The organism is Serratia sp. CoH_122_TC_1, assembly GCF_058191755.1.
In genome coordinates this window covers 131,955-148,773 of sequence record NZ_JBXWLA010000007.1, presented here as the reverse complement: position 1 = coordinate 148,773, position 16,819 = coordinate 131,955, and the positions used below count along the sequence as shown (strand labels likewise).

General features: G+C 55.5%; 14 protein-coding genes. 10 read left to right on the top strand and 4 right to left on the bottom strand.

The annotated features are described in order from the left end of the window. Positions 1–2: 2 nt before the first annotated feature. Together AC2FC2_RS11000 and AC2FC2_RS10995 are read left to right on the top strand one after the other, a co-directional pair. A complete protein-coding gene (locus tag AC2FC2_RS11000) occupies positions 3–863 on the top strand; it encodes a ketose 1,6-bisphosphate aldolase (protein ID WP_490659210.1) in 861 nt (286 codons plus the stop codon). Then, entirely contained in the window at positions 863–1,876 is a 1,014-nt protein-coding gene (locus tag AC2FC2_RS10995; RefSeq protein WP_490659209.1) for a carbohydrate kinase family protein, read from the top strand. The genes AC2FC2_RS11000 and AC2FC2_RS10995 overlap by 1 nt, the downstream gene beginning before the upstream one ends. Here AC2FC2_RS10995 and AC2FC2_RS10990 read toward each other — a convergent pair. After that, positions 1,851–2,591 (bottom strand): response regulator, encoded by a 741-nt coding sequence (locus tag AC2FC2_RS10990; protein ID WP_209636619.1) that lies wholly within the window; start codon positions 2,589–2,591, stop codon positions 1,851–1,853. The genes AC2FC2_RS10995 and AC2FC2_RS10990 overlap by 26 nt on opposite strands. Positions 2,592–2,801: 210 nt before the next feature. On the opposite strand from AC2FC2_RS10990, the gene mak reads away from it, so the two are divergent. The 3 genes from mak (at position 2,802) to AC2FC2_RS10975 (ending at position 4,429) form a co-directional block, all read left to right on the top strand. Beyond that, positions 2,802–3,710 (top strand): fructokinase, encoded by a 909-nt coding sequence (gene mak / locus AC2FC2_RS10985; RefSeq protein ID WP_404760184.1) that lies wholly within the window; start codon positions 2,802–2,804, stop codon positions 3,708–3,710. A 102-nt stretch (positions 3,711–3,812) separates the two neighbouring features. Further along, positions 3,813–4,046 (top strand): type II toxin-antitoxin system Phd/YefM family antitoxin, encoded by a 234-nt coding sequence (locus AC2FC2_RS10980; protein WP_209636615.1) that lies wholly within the window; start codon positions 3,813–3,815, stop codon positions 4,044–4,046. Further along, complete coding sequence (locus AC2FC2_RS10975) at positions 4,043–4,429, top strand: type II toxin-antitoxin system VapC family toxin (RefSeq protein WP_265554654.1); 387 nt, start codon at positions 4,043–4,045, stop codon at positions 4,427–4,429. The genes AC2FC2_RS10980 and AC2FC2_RS10975 overlap by 4 nt, the downstream gene beginning before the upstream one ends. On the opposite strand, the gene licT is transcribed toward AC2FC2_RS10975, so the two are convergent. From licT to sbcD, 3 genes are all read right to left on the bottom strand, one after another. Beyond that, positions 4,426–5,274, bottom strand: a complete 849-nt coding sequence (licT, locus tag AC2FC2_RS10970) for a BglG family transcription antiterminator LicT (RefSeq protein WP_209636611.1) — start codon at positions 5,272–5,274, stop codon at positions 4,426–4,428. The genes AC2FC2_RS10975 and licT overlap by 4 nt on opposite strands. Before the next feature lie 193 nt (positions 5,275–5,467). Further along, the gene (gene sbcC, locus AC2FC2_RS10965) at positions 5,468–8,719 is read right to left on the bottom strand and encodes an exonuclease subunit SbcC (protein ID WP_490659208.1); all 3,252 of its coding nucleotides are present in this window, start codon (positions 8,717–8,719) and stop codon (positions 5,468–5,470) included. Next, on the bottom strand, positions 8,716–9,948 hold the full coding sequence (gene sbcD, locus AC2FC2_RS10960; protein ID WP_490659207.1) for an exonuclease subunit SbcD: 1,233 nt from the start codon (positions 9,946–9,948) through the stop codon (positions 8,716–8,718). Before sbcD ends, sbcC begins: the two co-directional genes overlap by 4 nt. Positions 9,949–10,163: 215 nt before the next feature. Here sbcD and phoB point away from each other — a divergent pair, with 215 nt between their 5' ends. The 5 genes from phoB (at position 10,164) to proY (ending at position 16,546) form a co-directional block, all read left to right on the top strand. Continuing rightward, the gene (gene phoB, locus AC2FC2_RS10955; protein WP_004949222.1) at positions 10,164–10,853 is read left to right on the top strand and encodes a phosphate response regulator transcription factor PhoB; all 690 of its coding nucleotides are present in this window, start codon (positions 10,164–10,166) and stop codon (positions 10,851–10,853) included. A gap of 24 nt (positions 10,854–10,877) precedes the next feature. Further along, the gene (phoR, locus tag AC2FC2_RS10950) at positions 10,878–12,194 is read left to right on the top strand and encodes a phosphate regulon sensor histidine kinase PhoR (protein WP_265554646.1); all 1,317 of its coding nucleotides are present in this window, start codon (positions 10,878–10,880) and stop codon (positions 12,192–12,194) included. Between the two features lie 15 nt (positions 12,195–12,209). Further along, on the top strand, positions 12,210–13,148 hold the full coding sequence (locus AC2FC2_RS10945) for a PstS family phosphate ABC transporter substrate-binding protein (RefSeq protein WP_209636602.1): 939 nt from the start codon (positions 12,210–12,212) through the stop codon (positions 13,146–13,148). A 600-nt stretch (positions 13,149–13,748) separates the two neighbouring features. Beyond that, a complete protein-coding gene (brnQ, locus tag AC2FC2_RS10940; RefSeq protein ID WP_209636599.1) occupies positions 13,749–15,068 on the top strand; it encodes a branched-chain amino acid transport system II carrier protein in 1,320 nt (439 codons plus the stop codon). Between the two features lie 71 nt (positions 15,069–15,139). Continuing rightward, positions 15,140–16,546 (top strand): proline-specific permease ProY, encoded by a 1,407-nt coding sequence (gene proY, locus AC2FC2_RS10935; protein WP_265554642.1) that lies wholly within the window; start codon positions 15,140–15,142, stop codon positions 16,544–16,546. Positions 16,547–16,819 lie beyond the last annotated feature (273 nt).

The following is a 16,819-nucleotide window of genomic DNA, read 5'->3' as shown; positions in this document are numbered from 1 at the left end:
GCATGGCATTGATTTCATTGGCACAGGGGCTGGCACATGCGCGTCAGCAGGGTTATGCGTTAGGTGCGTTCAACGTGCTCGACAGCCACTTCCTGCGGGCCCTGTTTGCAGCAGCGGAGGCGGCACGGTCGCCCTTCATTATTAATATTGCCGAAGTGCACTTTAAATATGTCTCGCTGGAATCTCTGGTGGCGGCGATTAAAAGTGAAGTGGCACAGCATGATATTCCCGTGGTGTTGAATCTCGATCACGGCCTGCATTTCGACGCGGTGGTGCAGGCACTGCGGCTGGGATTCAGCTCTGTGATGTTTGACGGTTCCGGTTTGAGTTACGAAGAGAACGTGCGTCAGACGCAAGAAGTGGTACGCATGTGCCATGCGGTCGGCGTTTCTGTAGAGGCAGAGCTGGGCGCGGTCGGCGGTGACGAAGGCGGTGCGCTGTACGGCGAAGCCGACAGCAATAAATTTACCGATCCGCAGCGGGCGCGTGAATTTGTCGAATTGACCGAAATTGATGCGTTGGCGGTGGCGATTGGCAATGCGCACGGCAAATACAAAGGTGAGCCAAAGCTCGATTTTGAGCGGCTGGCGGCTATTGAGCATCAGGCGGGAATTCCGTTGGTGCTGCACGGCGGTTCTGGCATCAGCGATGCCGATTTCAAACGGGCGATTGGCCTGGGGATTCACAAAATTAATTTCTACACCGGTATGTCACAAGCAGCGCTGGGGGCGGTTGAGCAGCGGATAACGCAACGTCACGCGATTTACGATGAGTTTGCCGAAGTGCTGCTGGCGGTGGAACAGTCGATCGCTGAAGTTGTGCAGCAGCAAATGCATATTTTCGGCAGCGCCGGGCGCCTGTGATGATCCGCCGCGGTATTTTTTCGGCAGGCAACATGCTGGTGGATCATGTGCATCAAATTGCCCACTGGCCACAGCCGGGCTGGCTGGTGGAGATTGAACACAGCCAACGTGCCACCGGCGGCGCGCCGCTTAATGTGTTGTTGACGCTGGCGTGTATGGAAACCGGTTTACCGCTGGCTGCGCTTGGGCTGATTGGTTGCGACGCCGACGGTGACTACATTTTGCAGATGCTGGCGCAACACCGGGTCGACAGCAGTTTTGTACGGCGCAGTGAAGCGGCGATGACGTCCATGTCACAAGTGATGACTGAACCGGGTGGGCAGCGGACGTTTTTCCATGCGCTCGGCGCCAATCGGCTGCTGGATCTGGCCGATTTTGACGGACTGTACAGCCAACATAAAATTTTCCATTTAGGCTATTTGTTGCTGCTCGACAGCCTGGATCGCCCGGATGAAGAATTCGGTACGCGTAGCGCACGTCTTTTGGCACAGATGCAGCAACGCGGGTATCAAACCTCACTCGATCTGGTGTCACGCCAAGGGGATCCGCGTTATCGACCATTGGTGCTGCCCGCGCTGCGCTGGCTGGATTACCTGGTGATCAACGAGTTAGAAGCTGGGGAGTTTACCGGGCTGGCGCTGCGTGCGGCCGACGGCGCGTTGCAACAGCCCTTGATGGCCCAAGCCGCAGAACAATTATTACGGGCCGGTGTGCGGCGGCGGGTGGTGATCCACTGCCCTGAAGGTGCCTACGGGCTGGAAACGTCGGGCGAAGCACGCTGGCAGCCGTCGTGGCCAGTGAGTGACGCCGAGATTGTTGGCAGCGTGGGTGCTGGGGATGCCTTCTGTGCCGGAGTGCTGTACGCCAGCCATGAAGACGGGTCTTTGAAGGAGACGTTGCAGTTAGCGCATGCCTGCGCGCGTTTCAATCTCTTGTGCGCCAACGCGATCGATGGCGCACGGCCATTGCCGGAATTGTTGGATTACATCAGACGGCAGCCACAGGCTGGCTGACGTCAGCAGCAAAAACATAACCCAGCCCACGAATGGTGCGGATCAGTTCGGGCTGATGTGGATTGTTTTCGATCTTACGCCGTAAACGCATGATCAAAACGTCGATAGTGCGATCGAACACCTCCAGCGTTTCGCTATGGGTCAGTTCCAGCAGGCGATCGCGGGTTAGCACTTTACGTGCATGCTGTACCAACGCCAGCAGCAAGCCGTATTCGCCCTGGGTGAGGTCAACCGGTTGTCGCTGGGGGTTATGCAATGTGCAGCGGCTTGTGTCCAGGCACCAACCGTTGAACTGCCAGCCTTCGGGTTTACTCGAGGAGAGCAGGGCCGGCTCCAGCGCCAGTGCGCCGGTACGACGTAATACGGCTTTGGCGCGGGCAACGACCACGCGTGGGTTGAAGGGTTTGGCGATGTAATCGTCGGCGCCCATTTCCAGACCGACCACCACGTCGGACTCGGAACCCAGCCCCGTCAGCATCACTACCGGTAGATCCGGGCGCAGGCGATGGATCTGTTGTAGTACCAGCAAGCCATTGGTGTCCGGCAGGATCATGTCGAGCAGCACCAGTGCAATATCCGGCTGCTGGTTGATCAAGGTGAGCGCTTCACTGCCCCGGTGGCAGGCGTGGACGGTAAACACGTGCTCATTGAGCACGTCGCAAAGTACGTCACAGATAGCGGGATCGTCATCGACGATCAATACGGCAGGTTTCATCGCTGCTCTCCGGATTATATTATGCGGAAAATGTTATCAATAGGTTAACTGCTTAAATGCAGTGTACCCGATGACCAATTAATAAGCGGCAGACGGACGTGTTCGGATGTGGAAATTGCCATCACCGTCACACTCGGCGGTCATTGAGTGATCCTGGCAACTGAATATATTAGGCTGTGGCAACGTTGTGGTGCATTGAGGAGAAAAATCGTGCGCATTGGTATCGACCTGGGTGGCACCAAAATTGAAGTAATCGCGTTGGCCAATGACGGGCAGGAGCTGTTCCGTCATCGTATTGCCACGCCGCGTCATGACTATCAGCAAACGCTGAATGCCATTACCGGCCTGGTGATGCTGGCGGAAGAGAATACCGGCCAACAGGGCTCCGTCGGTGTCGGCATTCCCGGCACATTGTCGCCTTTTACCGGCCTGGTAAAAAATGCCAATTCGGTGTGGCTGAATGGGCAACCCCTGGATAAAGATTTATCACGAATGCTGGCGCGCGAAGTGCGTATTGCAAACGATGCTAACTGTCTAGCGGTTTCTGAAGCTACCGATGGCGCAGCCGCCGGCAAACAAACGGTGTTTGCCGTCATTATTGGCACCGGCTGTGGTGCTGGGGTGGCAATCAACGGACAGGCGCACTCGGGCGGTAACGGCATATCGGGCGAATGGGGGCATAATCCGCTGCCGTGGCTGGATAGTGACGAACTGCGTTTTCGTGCTGAGGTCCCCTGTTACTGTGGCAAACAAGGCTGTATCGAGACCTTTATTTCCGGCACGGGTTTTGCCACTGACTATGCACGCTTGAGCGGCACCCCGCTCAAAGGGCATGAGATCATGTCCCTGGTGGCACAAGGCGATGCCTTGGCAGAGCAAGCCATCAGCCGTTATGAACTGCGGTTGGCGAAATCGCTGGCGCACGTGATCAATATTTTTGATCCGGACGTGGTGGTATTGGGCGGCGGCATGAGCAATGTGGATCGTTTGTATCAGCACGTACCACAGCTGGTGAAGTCCTGGGTTTTCGGCGGCGAGTGCGAAACCCCGATCCGCAAAGCCGTCCACGGTGATTCCAGCGGCGTGCGTGGTGCAGCCTGGCTGTGGCCGCAGCTGTAATCGTTGCAAAAAAGCGCGGGCCTGCTCGCGCTTTAATCAATTCTCTGTACAAAAACTAGACTCTCCTTTATGCTTTAGCTAACTTAGCTAAGGAGGTCGCGTATGCCTATCCAGGCCAATATGCACGAAGCCAAATCTAACCTGAGCCAACTGGCGGATAAAGCCGCACAGGGAGAGACCGTGATTATAGCGAAAGCAGGGAAGCCATATGTTCAGTTGACGGCTATCAAGGGGAAAAACCGCCAACCCGGTGCCGCCAAGGGCAAATTTACCGTGCCGGAGAATTTCAATGACGGCGATGCAGACATTACCGCGCTGTTTGAGGGCGATGAATGAGGCGCCTGCTGCTGGATACTCATGCACTGCTGTGGTGGCTGATAGACGATGCCAGCCTGGGGGAAGGGGCAAGAAAGCAGATCGCCGATCCCGGCAATAGGGTGTTTATCAGTGCGGCCAGCATTTGGGAAATGTCGATTAAGCAGGCGTTGGGTAAGTTGGTGCTGCCGGAGGACATTTTCGAGGTGATTGATGCCGAAGATTTCCTGTCGCTCCCAATGACGGCTTTTCACGGCCAGCAGGCGGGCCAGTTGCCACCGCATCACAACGATCCTTTTGACCGCATGCTGATCGCCCAGGCGCAGGCGGAAGGGTTAACACTGATTTCCGCCGATGCCGTTTTTCCAAGATATGGCATCAGGGTATTTGACGCCCGACGCTAACCCTCTTTCGTCTCGCTTTCGCTGCGTACCCGCTCGATGTGAATAGTCAAAAACATCATCTCTTCGCTGGTTAACTGGTGTTGGTAGTTCTTTTCTATGTGCTGATTAATTTTCCCCGCGCAGGCGAAGGACTCAGGGTATTTCTCTTTCACCACCAGATAGAGCGAATCGTCGTCGCTGTCGACGTAGTTTTTCCCCAGCAGGCGTTGGGCGAAGAACTTGAGGTGGGTAACAAAGCGATGATAACTCAGAGCTTCTTCGTTATAGTCAAAGCGGAAGTGGTATTTGACGATGTTCAAAATCTCCTGCATCACGCGGGTGATGTGCAGGGTGTTATGCATTTCATCATTCAGCTGTGCGTTGACCAGGTGCAGGGCGATAAATCCGGCTTCATCTTCCGGCAGGGCGGTGCCCAGCCGCTGGGCGATCAGCGCCAACGCCTCAAGCCCGACGGCAAACTCGGCCGGGTAGAGTTTTTTGATTTCCCACAGCAGCACGTTTTTAATGTCCAGCCCCTGCGCATGGCGCTGCAACGCAAAGTGGATGTGATCGGTCAGCGTGATGTAGACGATGTTGTGCAGCTTACCTGGCAGGCGCTGGCGGGCGAGGGTGATGATTTTGTCGGCGGTGGTGACGCAAGCCAGTGGGATTTCAGACAACAGCGTTTTAAAACGCTCGGCCATTTCGCTGCCGTTCAGCGTAAAGATCTTCTCGATCAGCTCTTCGTCCAGCAGATCCCCCGCCTTCTTTTTAAAGCCAATACCTTTGCCCATCACCACCGTCTCTTCCTGACGGTCGTCCAGCGTAATCACCACGTTATTATTGAGTATTTTAGCGATCTTCATGGTTCTTCCCGGATGTTTCAGCGCGCTGAAAACGAAAAAACCTGACGCCCGGGAGCGATCCCGTGCGTCAGGTTTTGCCTGTATATCTACAGTAGCAATCCTGTTATCGGTAGTATCATAACCCTTGTCCGCGGCGGCTCAACGCTTTTCGCCAGGGAGTGCCACCGCGGTCACATTTCTCAGCCCAGTCAGGCTATTCCAGCCGGAACTGTGGCTCCAGCCTACTGACGCCGAGGCCGTTGACCTTTTTCACCTTAATTTGCACCGGAATACGGTCTTTCATTGCCTCAACGTGACTGATCACGCCAATGGTTTTCCCCGAGGCATTCAGGCTGTCCAAGGCGTCCAACGCGGTATCGAGGGTTTCTGCATCCAGCGTGCCAAAGCCTTCGTCGAGGAAGAGCGAATCGATACTGGTTTTGTGGCTGACGAGATCGGATAGCGCCAGTGCCAGCGCCAGACTCACCAGGAAACTTTCACCGCCGGACAGGGTGCGGGTATCGCGCAGCGCGTCTGCCTGCCAGGTATCCACCACCAGCAGTTCCAGTGCGTCGCTGGCTTTACGTTGCAGCAAATAGCGTCCGTGCAGTCGGCCAAGCTGGTTATTGGCCAAATACACCAGGTGATCAAGGGTTAACCCCTGAGCAAACTTACGGAATTTGTCGCCCTCTTTGGAGCCGATTAACTGATTGAGATAGCTCCAATCGTCGTACTGCTGCTGGCTCTGGCTGATGTGTTCAAACAGTGACTGTTGATTGATTCGGCGCGCGGCGTCACTGCCTAACTGATTGCGCACTTCCCCCTGTTGCAGCTGCAAGGTTTTTAACCGTTGTGCCAGCGTTTCCAGGCTCTGGCTCAGGATTTGGGGATCGGCCTGGGTCTCATCCAACCCTTGCGGACGCTGTTGTTGGTGCTGTTGCAGGCTTTCGACAGCCTGTGCCAGCAGTGCACGGGCTTCAACGTGTCGCTGTTGTAATTGCTCTTTGCGGTGTTGCAACTGTTGGCGTTGGGCATCATCAAGCAGAGCGGCATTGAACGTGGCCTCGTCACTGAATTGACTGGCGGCTAGCACCTGCAGCCAGTCTTGTTCCGCCTGTTGCAGCCGTTCGTTTTGTTGCAACAGCTGTTGCTGTAATCCAGCAAGTTGGCCGCTCAGACGATCGCGTTGCTCCTGTGCTTTCTGCCAGTGCTCGGCGGCTTGTTGACTGGCCTGTTCGCAAAGCCCTTGTTTGGCGCGCAACTGTTCGCGCTCCTGCGCGATTTGCCGTTCACCAAACAGGGCCAGCCGCTGTGCGCGTTGCTCGCCCAGAGCTTGTTCACCTTCCTGCCACTGTTGCTGCAGGCGCTGCTGTTGCAACAGGGCTTCTGCGAGGCTTTTCTCCAGCAGAATGAAACGCTCGTCCAGTCGCGCCTTGTCTTGCTGTGCCTGTTGCTGCTGTGCTTGCAGTGAAGCCAACTGGTCTTTGGCCTGCTGCACTGCGTGCGACGCTTGTTCGTGTTGCAACAGAGCGGCCTGACCCTGACGTTCTTCGTTGTCGCAGGTGGTTAGCCACTGGCTCAGGCGATCGCTGTCCTGAAGGGTAAAGTCAAATGCCAGCGGCGCGGTCAAGCGTTGCCAGTTTTGCTGGTGCTCAACAACGTGCTGCTCATCTTGCGCGATGAGTTGCTGTTGGCGCTGTTGCTGTTCTCTCAGGCTTTCACAACGGGTACGCAGTTCGGTACCCAGGGTGTACAAGGCCTCAGTTTTGATGCGCATCTCTGCCAGGCGCAATGCGGTCTCGGAAGGTTTTACCGTCTGATACTGCTCAATGGCCGGGTGATTACAAGAGCCACAGAGTGGACAGGGTTCGCCGGTTTGCAGGCGGGCGCGTTCGGCTTCCAGGCTGACAATGCGCTGTTCCAGTTCGAGGGTTTTTTCCACGTCCGACTGGTGTGCTTTTTGTTGTTTATATTGCTGCCGCGTCTCTTCGAGCTGTTTTTCATGTTCGCTGAGTTGCGCCTGACGGGCGGCAAACTCTTTACGTTGTTGATCCAGACGTTCTCTGACCTGACTGAACAGCGAGGAGAGGGTGAATAACTGCTGGCGCACCGGGCGTAACTCGGCCAGCTCAGCCTGACGCTGACGCAGTGCTGCCAGGGGCGACTGGGCTTCCAGCGCATGTTGCTGTTGCTGCTGCGCCGTCAGCGCGGCGGTGAGGGCGTTAAGCTTTTCCTGATGCTGACCGGCCTGTGCGGTCAACTGGGTTCGCTGAACCTCGAGTTGTTCCAGCGCCGTTTTTTGCTGGGCATACTGCTGTGCGGCGCTATCGCACATCTGTTGCAGTTCGGTCTGCGTTTTCTTTAACTGGGCAATCCGGTTATCGAGCGGGACGACGTGATCGTCGATCAACCGCTGTTGTTCCTGCTGGTGTTCAACATGTGCCTGTAGTTGCATACGGGCCTGTTCCACAGCCTGTTGCAACGGTGCTATCTGGGCGAGCTGCTGCGCCTGCTGCTGCGTCAACTGGGCAATCTGCTGTTGTAGCGTCTGGTGATCGTGACGGCAGCGGTTACGTTCGTTAAGCAACGGCCGCAGTTTTTCTGCCGGTTCGCTGCGTGCCAGTTGCTGTAGTTGCGGTTCTGCTGCGGTTTGCTCTAGCTCCACCGCGTCCAGTTGGCGTTGATATGCCTGTTGTTTTTGCTGCGTTTGCTGCCAAAATTGCAACCAGTTCAACGCCTGCTGCTGCTGACGGGTTTGGTCGCTGAGGGTATTTTCTTGTGTCGCCAATTCAACTAACTGGTTTTCCAGCAGTTGTCGTTGTTCGTCATTTAGCAGTTCAATACCGCTGGCGCGTTGATGCAGCGCGTCCAGTTCGACCTTGGCCTGTTTGTGCTGTTCGAAAACCCGCTCCGAAAGCTGGCCGTAGATCTCGGTGCCGGTTAGCTCTTCCAGCAGTTCGGCGCGATCATTGGCATCAGCGTTAAGGAAGGCGGCGAACTGGCCCTGGGACAGCATCATCGATTTGGTGAAGCGCCCGAAATCCAGCCCGGTAATTGCGGCGGTAAGATCCAGCTTGTCGCGCACTTTGTCCGCCAGGATCTTGCCATCGTCACGCAGTGCCAATTCGACTTTAGGAGCCTGCAGGTTACCGTCTGGCGCATTTTTGGCGCGGCGCTGGCTCCAGAATGCGCGATAACCGACACCTTTGACCTCAAACTCGACTTCTGCCAGCGACTCGGCGGTATGGCGTGTCATCAGCTCGTTTTGGCTCGGTGTGACATTCAGGCGCGGCGTTTGGTGGTACAGCGCCAGACAGATGGCGTCCAGCAGGGTGGTTTTACCTGCCCCGGTCGGCCCGGTGATGGCAAACAACCCATTGCTGGCAAAAGGCTCCGCAGTGAAGTCGATTTTCCACTCACCTTGCAGGGAGTTGAGATTTTTTAATCTCAGGCTGAGAATTTTCATTGGCTCGGCTCCTGATCTTGGTGCCTAACGGCTTCGACGACCTGCTGGAACATTTGACTCATGCGTTGCCGGCGATCATCGGCCATATCAGGTTCTTGCGCCAGACGACGTTCGAAGACGTCATTGACGCTCAGTTCGTTAAGCGTTTCTTTGTCCTGTTGTTCAATCGCCTGGCGGCGCTGTTCTTTACTGCGGCGCAGCAACACCACCTCTACGGGCAGTTGATCGGCCAGCAGTTGGATACGGCGCTGAATGTCGCTGAGATAATCCTGCGTAGCGACCTCGATATCCAACCACACCGGCAACTCACCTTGATAATCGGCGAACTGCCGTAATTGGTGCTCGATCTGCGCTAAATCACCCTTAATAAGCTGCATAGGTTGGAAGCTGGGAATGTCCAGCGTACTGACCTGTTGCAAAGCACCTGCGGAGAAATCCACCATGAACACGCTTTTTGCTTTGCCCAATTCGTCGAAACTGAGTGGGATCGGCGAACCGCTGTAGCGAATGTGCTCGGATTTTGCGACGTTCTGCGCACGGTGAATATGCCCCAAGGCGATGTAGTCGGCCGGTGGGAAAGCTTGCGCCGGGAAGGCATCCAGCGTGCCGATATAGATATCGCGCACGGAATCGGACGTGGTAACGCCAACCGTCGTCAGGTGGCCCGTGGCAACGATAGGCAGTGCCAGGCCGAGCGCGTCGCGGCGTGCACAGGCGGAGTGATAAAGCGTCTGGTAATGTTCTGCGATGGCCTCTTGCAGCGCCTGCTGTTTTTGCACGCCTGACTCACCGGCTCGGCTGGTAAGCAGATCTCGCGGGCGTAAGAACGGGATGGCGCACAGCACGGCGCCCGGTTGGCCGTCGCGTTGGTTCAGGACCACGATTTGCTGTTCGGTTTCAGCCTGCGCGTTGGCGATCACCGTCGTATTCAGGCAAGAAAGCAATTCACGCGACTCATTTAAGGTCGCCACGGAATCGTGGTTACCTCCCAGCACCACTAATTGGCAGCCGGTATGTTGCAGCTCTACCACGAAGCGGTTGTACAGTTCGCGGGCATAGCTGGGTGGCGAACCGGTATCGAACAGGTCCCCGGCGACGATCAGTGCATCCACCTGATGTTGCTCGATTTGGTCTATCAGCCAGCGCAGAAAAGCCTGGTGCTCGGCGGCACGGCTTTTGGTGAAAAAGTACTGGCCAAGATGCCAGTCAGAGGTGTGGATCAGGCGCATGACACTCCCGGGGCGATAAGCTAATGGCGGTGATTATAAAGGGCACCGCGGCGGCTGTCGTGACGGAATCATTATGACAACTGAATGATTTTTCTTTGACGTTGGAAATAATCGCTATGCTTACTGCCTATAACAGGGTGTTCTTTTCATAAAAGTGTCATAAAACTGACGCATAATGGCGCCCGCAGATAGCTAACACATTGGCAGGATTGACGATGGCAAGACGCATATTGGTGGTGGAAGACGAAGCGCCGATCCGTGAGATGGTGTGCTTTGTGTTGGAACAGAATGGTTACCAACCGTTGGAAGCCGAGGATTATGACAGTGCCGTGACACGCCTGTCTGAACCGTTCCCTGATTTAGTGTTGCTCGACTGGATGTTACCCGGGGGATCCGGCATTCAGTTTATCAAGCATATGAAGCGTGAAGCGCTAACCCGCGATATTCCGGTGATGATGCTGACAGCGCGTGGTGAAGAAGAAGACCGGGTTCGTGGTCTGGAAGTCGGTGCGGATGATTACATCACCAAACCTTTCTCGCCGAAGGAACTGGTGGCACGTATCAAGGCGGTAATGCGCCGTATTTCACCCATGGCAGTGGAAGAAGTGATTGAAATGCAAGGGCTGAGCCTGGACCCTTCCTCACACCGCGTGATGGCTAACGAGCAAGCGCTGGATATGGGGCCGACCGAGTTCAAGCTGTTGCACTTCTTTATGACCCACCCTGAGCGAGTTTATAGCCGCGAACAGTTGCTTAATCACGTCTGGGGCACTAACGTTTATGTGGAAGACCGCACCGTTGACGTGCATATCCGCCGACTCCGTAAGGCGTTAGAGACCACTGGTCATGACAAAATGGTTCAAACCGTTCGGGGCACAGGCTACCGATTCTCAACGCGCTACTGATCGCGCCGCGCTGGAGAATATGCCGTGTTAGAACGTCTATCCTGGAAGAGGCTGGCCCTGGAGCTGGCCCTTTTCTGCCTACCTGCCTTATTACTGGGGCTGATTTTCGGTTATCTGCCCTGGTTGCTGCTTGCCTCCGTGCTGGCTGCGCTGGTGTGGAACTTCTACAACCAACTTAAACTTTCTCACTGGCTGTGGGTTGACCGCAGCATGACACCGCCACCTGGGCGCTGGAGCTGGGAACCGCTGTTTTACGGCTTATACCAGATGCAACAGCGAAACCGTCGCCGACGTCGTGAGCTGGCGTTATTGATCAAACGTTTCCGCAGCGGCGCAGAGTCACTGCCTGATGCGGTGGTGATGACGACCGTTGAAGGTAACATCTTCTGGTGTAACGGGTTGGCGCAGCATCTGCTGGGTTTCCGTTGGCCTGAAGATAACGGCCAACACATCCTGAACCTGCTGCGTTATCCGGAATTCAGCCACTATCTGCAACAGCAGGAGTTCTCTCGACCGTTAACGCTGCAGTTGAACAATGAGCATTACGTTGAGTTTCGCGTGATGCCGTATTCAGAAGGGCAGCTGTTGATGGTTGCGCGTGACGTTACCCAAATGCGTCAGCTTGAAGGCGCCCGGCGCAACTTCTTTGCCAACGTCAGTCATGAGTTGCGCACTCCGCTGACGGTATTGCAGGGCTACCTGGAAATGATGAGCGACGAAGAGCTGGATGGTTCGCTGCGGGGCAAAGCGTTGGGCACCATGCAGGAACAGACTCGCCGCATGGATGGTCTGGTCAAGCAGCTGCTGACACTGTCGCGTATTGAAGCCGCGCCAAATGTAGAAATGAACGAGCGGGTCGATATTCCGTTGATGCTGCGAGTGCTGCAACGCGAAGCGCAGTCATTGAGCGGCGGGAACCATGAGATTACTTTCCGGGTGAACGAACAGCTTAAGGTCTTTGGCAACGACGACCAGTTGCGCAGTGCGGTATCCAACCTGGTGTATAACGCTGTGAATCACACGCCAAAGGGCACCAATATTGAGGTGAGCTGGCAACAAACGCCAAACGGCGCGCAGTTCCAGGTCAGTGATAACGGGCCGGGCATCGCTGCAGAGCATATTCCACGTCTGACCGAACGTTTTTACCGCGTTGATAAGGCCCGTTCACGCCAGACTGGCGGCAGTGGGTTGGGGTTGGCGATCGTTAAGCATGCATTAAGTCATCATGACGCACGTCTGGAGATCCTCAGCGAACAGGGCATGGGTACCCGATTCATTTTTACCTTGCCTAACCGGTTGATTGTTCCCGCAGCTTTATCAGAGAATGCGGTGAAAAATTAACGCGCGAGAGGCTCAATGATCCGAATTACCCGAGGGCTACTGCTTTGCCTGGTGCTGTTGGCGAGTCGTGGCGCGCTGGCGCAGCCGGACGGCATGCTGTCCGGTAATTTGTCGAGCGTCGGTTCCGATACGCTGGCAAATCTCATGGCGCTGTGGGCGCAGGATTTCAGTCAGCATTATCCCAACGTTAATTTGCAGATCCAGGCCGCGGGGTCCTCCACTGCCCCCACCGCATTGGCGGCAGGGGCGGCGCAGCTTGGGCCGATGAGCCGACCGATGAAGGCGGCAGAGGTTTCGGCGTTCGAACACCGCTACGGTTATGCGCCGTTGGCGGTACCGGTCGCTGTAGATGCGCTGGTCGTGTTGGTCCATCAGGACAACCCTCTGCGTGGGCTTAACCTGCAGCAGCTTGACCGAATTTTTTCCGCCACTCTGCGCTGTGGTGAAAGCCAACCATTGACGCGCTGGGGGGAACTGGGGCTGACCGGTGATTGGCAGCAGCGAGCCTTGCAACGTTTTGGGCGTAATTCTGCCTCCGGTACTTACGGCTATTTCAAGCTGCGTGCGCTGTGCGGCGGCGACTTTATGCCGCGCGTCAATGAATTGCCCGGTTCTGCCTCGGTGGTGCAGGCCGTTGCCGGTTCACTCAATAGCATTGGTTACGCCAGCATCGGTTTTCGTGCCAGTGGTGTGCGGCTACTGCCGTTGGCTGAGTCTGGTGAAAACTATATCACTCCCAATGATGCCAATGTACGCAATGGCAGTTACCCGCTGTCGCGCTACCTGTATATCTACATCAATAAAGCGCCCAACCAGCCGTTGGAGCCGCTGACCGCAGCCTTCCTCGATCGCGTACTGTCTGATACCGGGCAAGACCTGGTTAATCACGACGGTTATCTGCCGCTGCCCCCCGATACCCTGCATAAAACCCGATTGGCATTGGGCTTGAAATAAGTGCTCCAGAAACACGCATCATGATTTGGCGTTGCGCGGGCGGCGGCGAAGCGCCGCGTTTTGCAGCGGCTTGCACGCATGTTAAAGGTTGGCAGACAGCTGCAGTGGAATAAGCTGCAAAAACGTCATGAGCCTCTTTTGGCGGCTTTGATAAGGGCTGAAACCCGTTCATACCGCGCGGAAACTGAGTGTTTATTGGCGTTTTCGCGCGGACATTGGCTATAGGTTTCACGTTTTGTGAGATGGTTGCTCAAAAATGATACAAATCATGTATTGTATATTTATTGATAACCACTATGATCGACTGGTGCTTAAAGATTATCTGGTCGATAGCTCTGCTTTTTGTCATGCGCCTTGCCTTTCAACGCTATAAACGTTTAACTTAGGCCTCGTTGTCGGACTAAACCTCCATTTATAACTCTTAAAACTCTGCCCATCATCATGAGTGGTCACTTTCGAATAAGGACAAAACGCCGGAAAAAATGCGTTTTCTGCTCTTATTGGTCTCGCGATGAAATGGCAAGCCGGCAACCGGGTGGGGCATAACGCCACCACGATATCGGGCACTTTTTTTCATTTGAACAGGCAACACGACATCGTATGAGTCATCGTTTAACGTCAAAAGATATTATTGCATTGGGTTTTATGACCTTTGCCTTATTCGTCGGTGCTGGGAATATCATTTTCCCGCCGATGGTCGGTTTACAGTCCGGTGAACACGTCTGGACCGCAGCTATCGGCTTCCTGATTACCGCTGTCGGCCTACCGGTAATGACCGTGATTGCCTTGGCTCGTGTGGGTGGCGGCATTGACGCCCTGAGCACGCCAATTGGCCGTCGCGCGGGTTTGCTGCTGGCAACGGTCTGCTATCTGGCCGTCGGCCCACTGTTTGCTACACCGCGCACCGCGACCGTTTCCTTCGAAGTGGGTATTGCCCCCCTGACCGGTGATGGCGCCATGCCGTTGTTTATTTATAGCCTGGTGTATTTCGCACTGGTGATCGGCATTTCCCTGTATCCGGGCCGTCTGCTCGATACCGTGGGGCACGTGTTGGCACCGCTGAAAATTGTTGCGCTGGGTGCACTCGGCATTGCCGCGCTGGCCTGGCCTGCGGGTACGCCAATTCCGGCGACTGAGGTTTATCAGAACGTTCCGTTCTCTACCGGTTTCGTTAACGGCTATCTGACCATGGATACGCTGGGTGCGCTGGTGTTCGGTATCGTTATCGTTAATGCCGCGCGTTCCCGTGGTGTTAAAGATGCCGGTTTGCTGACGCGTTATACCATTCTGGCCGGTTTGATCGCCGGTGTCGGCCTGACGCTGGTTTACCTGAGCCTGTTCAAACTGGGTTCCGGTAGCGGCGTGCTGGTTCCTGATGCCACCAACGGTGCGGTGATTCTGCATGCTTACGTGCAAAACACCTTCGGTGGGTTGGGCAGTTTCTTCCTGGCGGCCTTGATTTTCATCGCCTGTATGGTAACGGCAGTGGGCCTGACCTGCGCCTGTGCCGAGTTCTTCGCCCAGTACCTGCCGTTCTCCTATAAGACGCTGGTGTTTATCCTGGGGCTGTTCTCGATGTTGGTTTCAAACCTGGGCCTGAGCCATCTGATTCAGATCTCTATCCCGGTGCTGACCGCGATTTACCCGCCGTGTATCGTCCTGGTGGTGCTGAGCTTCACCCTGCGTTGGTGGCACAGCGCGCCGCGTATCATTGCGCCGGTGATGTTAGTCAGCCTGTTGTTTGGTATCCTTGACGCAGTGAAAGCGTCCACCTTCCAGTCTTTACTGCCGAATTGGACGAATCACCTGCCACTGGCGGATCAGGGGTTGGCATGGTTGCCGCCGTCTCTGTTGATACTGGTGCTGGTCGCCATTTATGACCGGGTTTGTACGCGCACTGAAGTGACCGCGCACTCCTAATCTCCCGGCTAAATTTTGGGCCACGGACTTGTCCGTGGCTTTTTTACGTTTAAAAAACACGGGTTATTTTCATGCAACAACAGTCACCTGCCGTCCCCGCGGCCAATAAGCTAAAACGCGGTCTCAGTACGCGTCACATTCGCTTTATGGCTCTGGGTTCGGCTATCGGTACCGGTCTGTTCTACGGTTCGGCAGACGCCATTAAAATGGCAGGCCCGAGCGTTTTGCTGGCCTACCTGATTGGCGGTATCGTCGCCTTTATTATCATGCGCGCGCTGGGCGAGATGTCGGTCAACAACCCGCAGGCCAGTTCGTTTTCACGCTATGCGCAGGACTACCTTGGCCCTATGGCGGGGTATATCACGGGCTGGACTTACTGTTTCGAAATCCTGATTGTCGCCATTGCCGATGTGACCGCTTTCGGTATCTATATGGGCATTTGGTTCCCTGAGGTGCCGCATTGGATTTGGGTGCTGAGCGTGGTGCTGGTGATCGGCGCCATCAACCTGATGAGCGTGAAGGTCTTCGGTGAACTGGAGTTTTGGTTCTCGTTCTTTAAAGTGGCCACCATCATCATCATGATTGCTGCCGGTATCGGCATCATTATCTGGGGGATAGGCAACGGCGGGCAACCGACCGGGATCCATAACCTGTGGTCCAACGGCGGTTTCTTCAGCAACGGCTTTATGGGGATGATCCTCTCGCTGCAACTGGTGATGTTCGCCTACGGCGGTATCGAAATCATCGGCATTACCGCTGGCGAAGCCAAAGACCCGAAAACCTCGATTCCCAAGGCCATCAACTCGGTTCCGTGGCGTATCCTGGTGTTCTACGTCGGTACGTTGTTTGTCATCATGTCGATCTACCCGTGGAATCAGGTGGGTACTAACGGCAGTCCGTTTGTACTGACTTTCCAACACATGGGTATTACCGTGGCGGCGGGTATTCTTAACTTTGTGGTGATCACCGCGTCGTTGTCTGCAATTAACAGCGATGTGTTTGGTGTAGGCCGCATGTTGCACGGCATGGCCGAACAGGGCCACGCGCCGAAGATGTTCAGCAAGGTCTCTAAACGCGGCATTCCGTGGGTCACGGTTGTGGTGATGATGTTTGCGTTGCTGCTGGCGGTGTATCTGAACTACATCATGCCGGAAAATGTGTTCCTGGTGATCGCCTCACTGGCGACCTTCGCTACCGTGTGGGTGTGGATCATGATCTTGTTCTCTCAGATTGCTTTCCGCCGTAGCCTGAGTAAAGAACAGGTGAAGAACCTGGCCTTCCCGCTACGAGGCGGCGTGTTCACTTCCGTGGTGGCGATCATTTTCCTGGTGTTTATCATCGGTCTGATAGGTTACTTCCCAACGACCCGCGTATCCCTGTATGCCGGTCTGGTATGGGTGGTGGTGCTGCTGGCGGGGTATTACTTCAAGGTTAATCGCCAGAAGAAATTGACGTTGCTGGCGCAACAGCAGGATTGAACATAAAGACACCGGCCTGGCGCCGAATGCTGGTCACTTAAGGTGTTTTTTTAGCGGGCTCAGCGTTTTTTTCGGTCGATAAACGAGCAACGTACCATGACGCTCATACGCCTCGACCGAGCAAGGGACCGTAAGGCGCGGTCCCTTGCTACCCGCGCCTTTGCCCACTCAGACGGTTGGCTGCGCCAACGGCTCTCACTTCATCACGCCGCATCACGGCCGGCTACGACAGGCGTCCCTGCCTGTCTCGCCTGAAACCGCCGTCCATGGCGG

Coding starts and splice junctions, on each gene's coding strand:
- sbcD (WP_490659207.1), bottom strand. CDS start 9,948: ATGCGCCTGATCCACACCTCTGACTGGCATCTTGGCCAGTACTTTTTC.
- phoB (WP_004949222.1), top strand. CDS start 10,164: ATGGCAAGACGCATATTGGTGGTGGAAGACGAAGCGCCGATCCGTGAG.
- AC2FC2_RS10980 (WP_209636615.1), top strand. CDS start 3,813: ATGCCTATCCAGGCCAATATGCACGAAGCCAAATCTAACCTGAGCCAA.
- AC2FC2_RS10995 (WP_490659209.1), top strand. CDS start 863: ATGATCCGCCGCGGTATTTTTTCGGCAGGCAACATGCTGGTGGATCAT.
- AC2FC2_RS10975 (WP_265554654.1), top strand. CDS start 4,043: ATGAGGCGCCTGCTGCTGGATACTCATGCACTGCTGTGGTGGCTGATA.
- sbcC (WP_490659208.1), bottom strand. CDS start 8,719: ATGAAAATTCTCAGCCTGAGATTAAAAAATCTCAACTCCCTGCAAGGT.
- proY (WP_265554642.1), top strand. CDS start 15,140: ATGCAACAACAGTCACCTGCCGTCCCCGCGGCCAATAAGCTAAAACGC.
- brnQ (WP_209636599.1), top strand. CDS start 13,749: ATGAGTCATCGTTTAACGTCAAAAGATATTATTGCATTGGGTTTTATG.
- AC2FC2_RS11000 (WP_490659210.1), top strand. CDS start 3: ATGGCATTGATTTCATTGGCACAGGGGCTGGCACATGCGCGTCAGCAG.
- licT (WP_209636611.1), bottom strand. CDS start 5,274: ATGAAGATCGCTAAAATACTCAATAATAACGTGGTGATTACGCTGGAC.
- AC2FC2_RS10945 (WP_209636602.1), top strand. CDS start 12,210: ATGATCCGAATTACCCGAGGGCTACTGCTTTGCCTGGTGCTGTTGGCG.
- AC2FC2_RS10990 (WP_209636619.1), bottom strand. CDS start 2,591: ATGAAACCTGCCGTATTGATCGTCGATGACGATCCCGCTATCTGTGAC.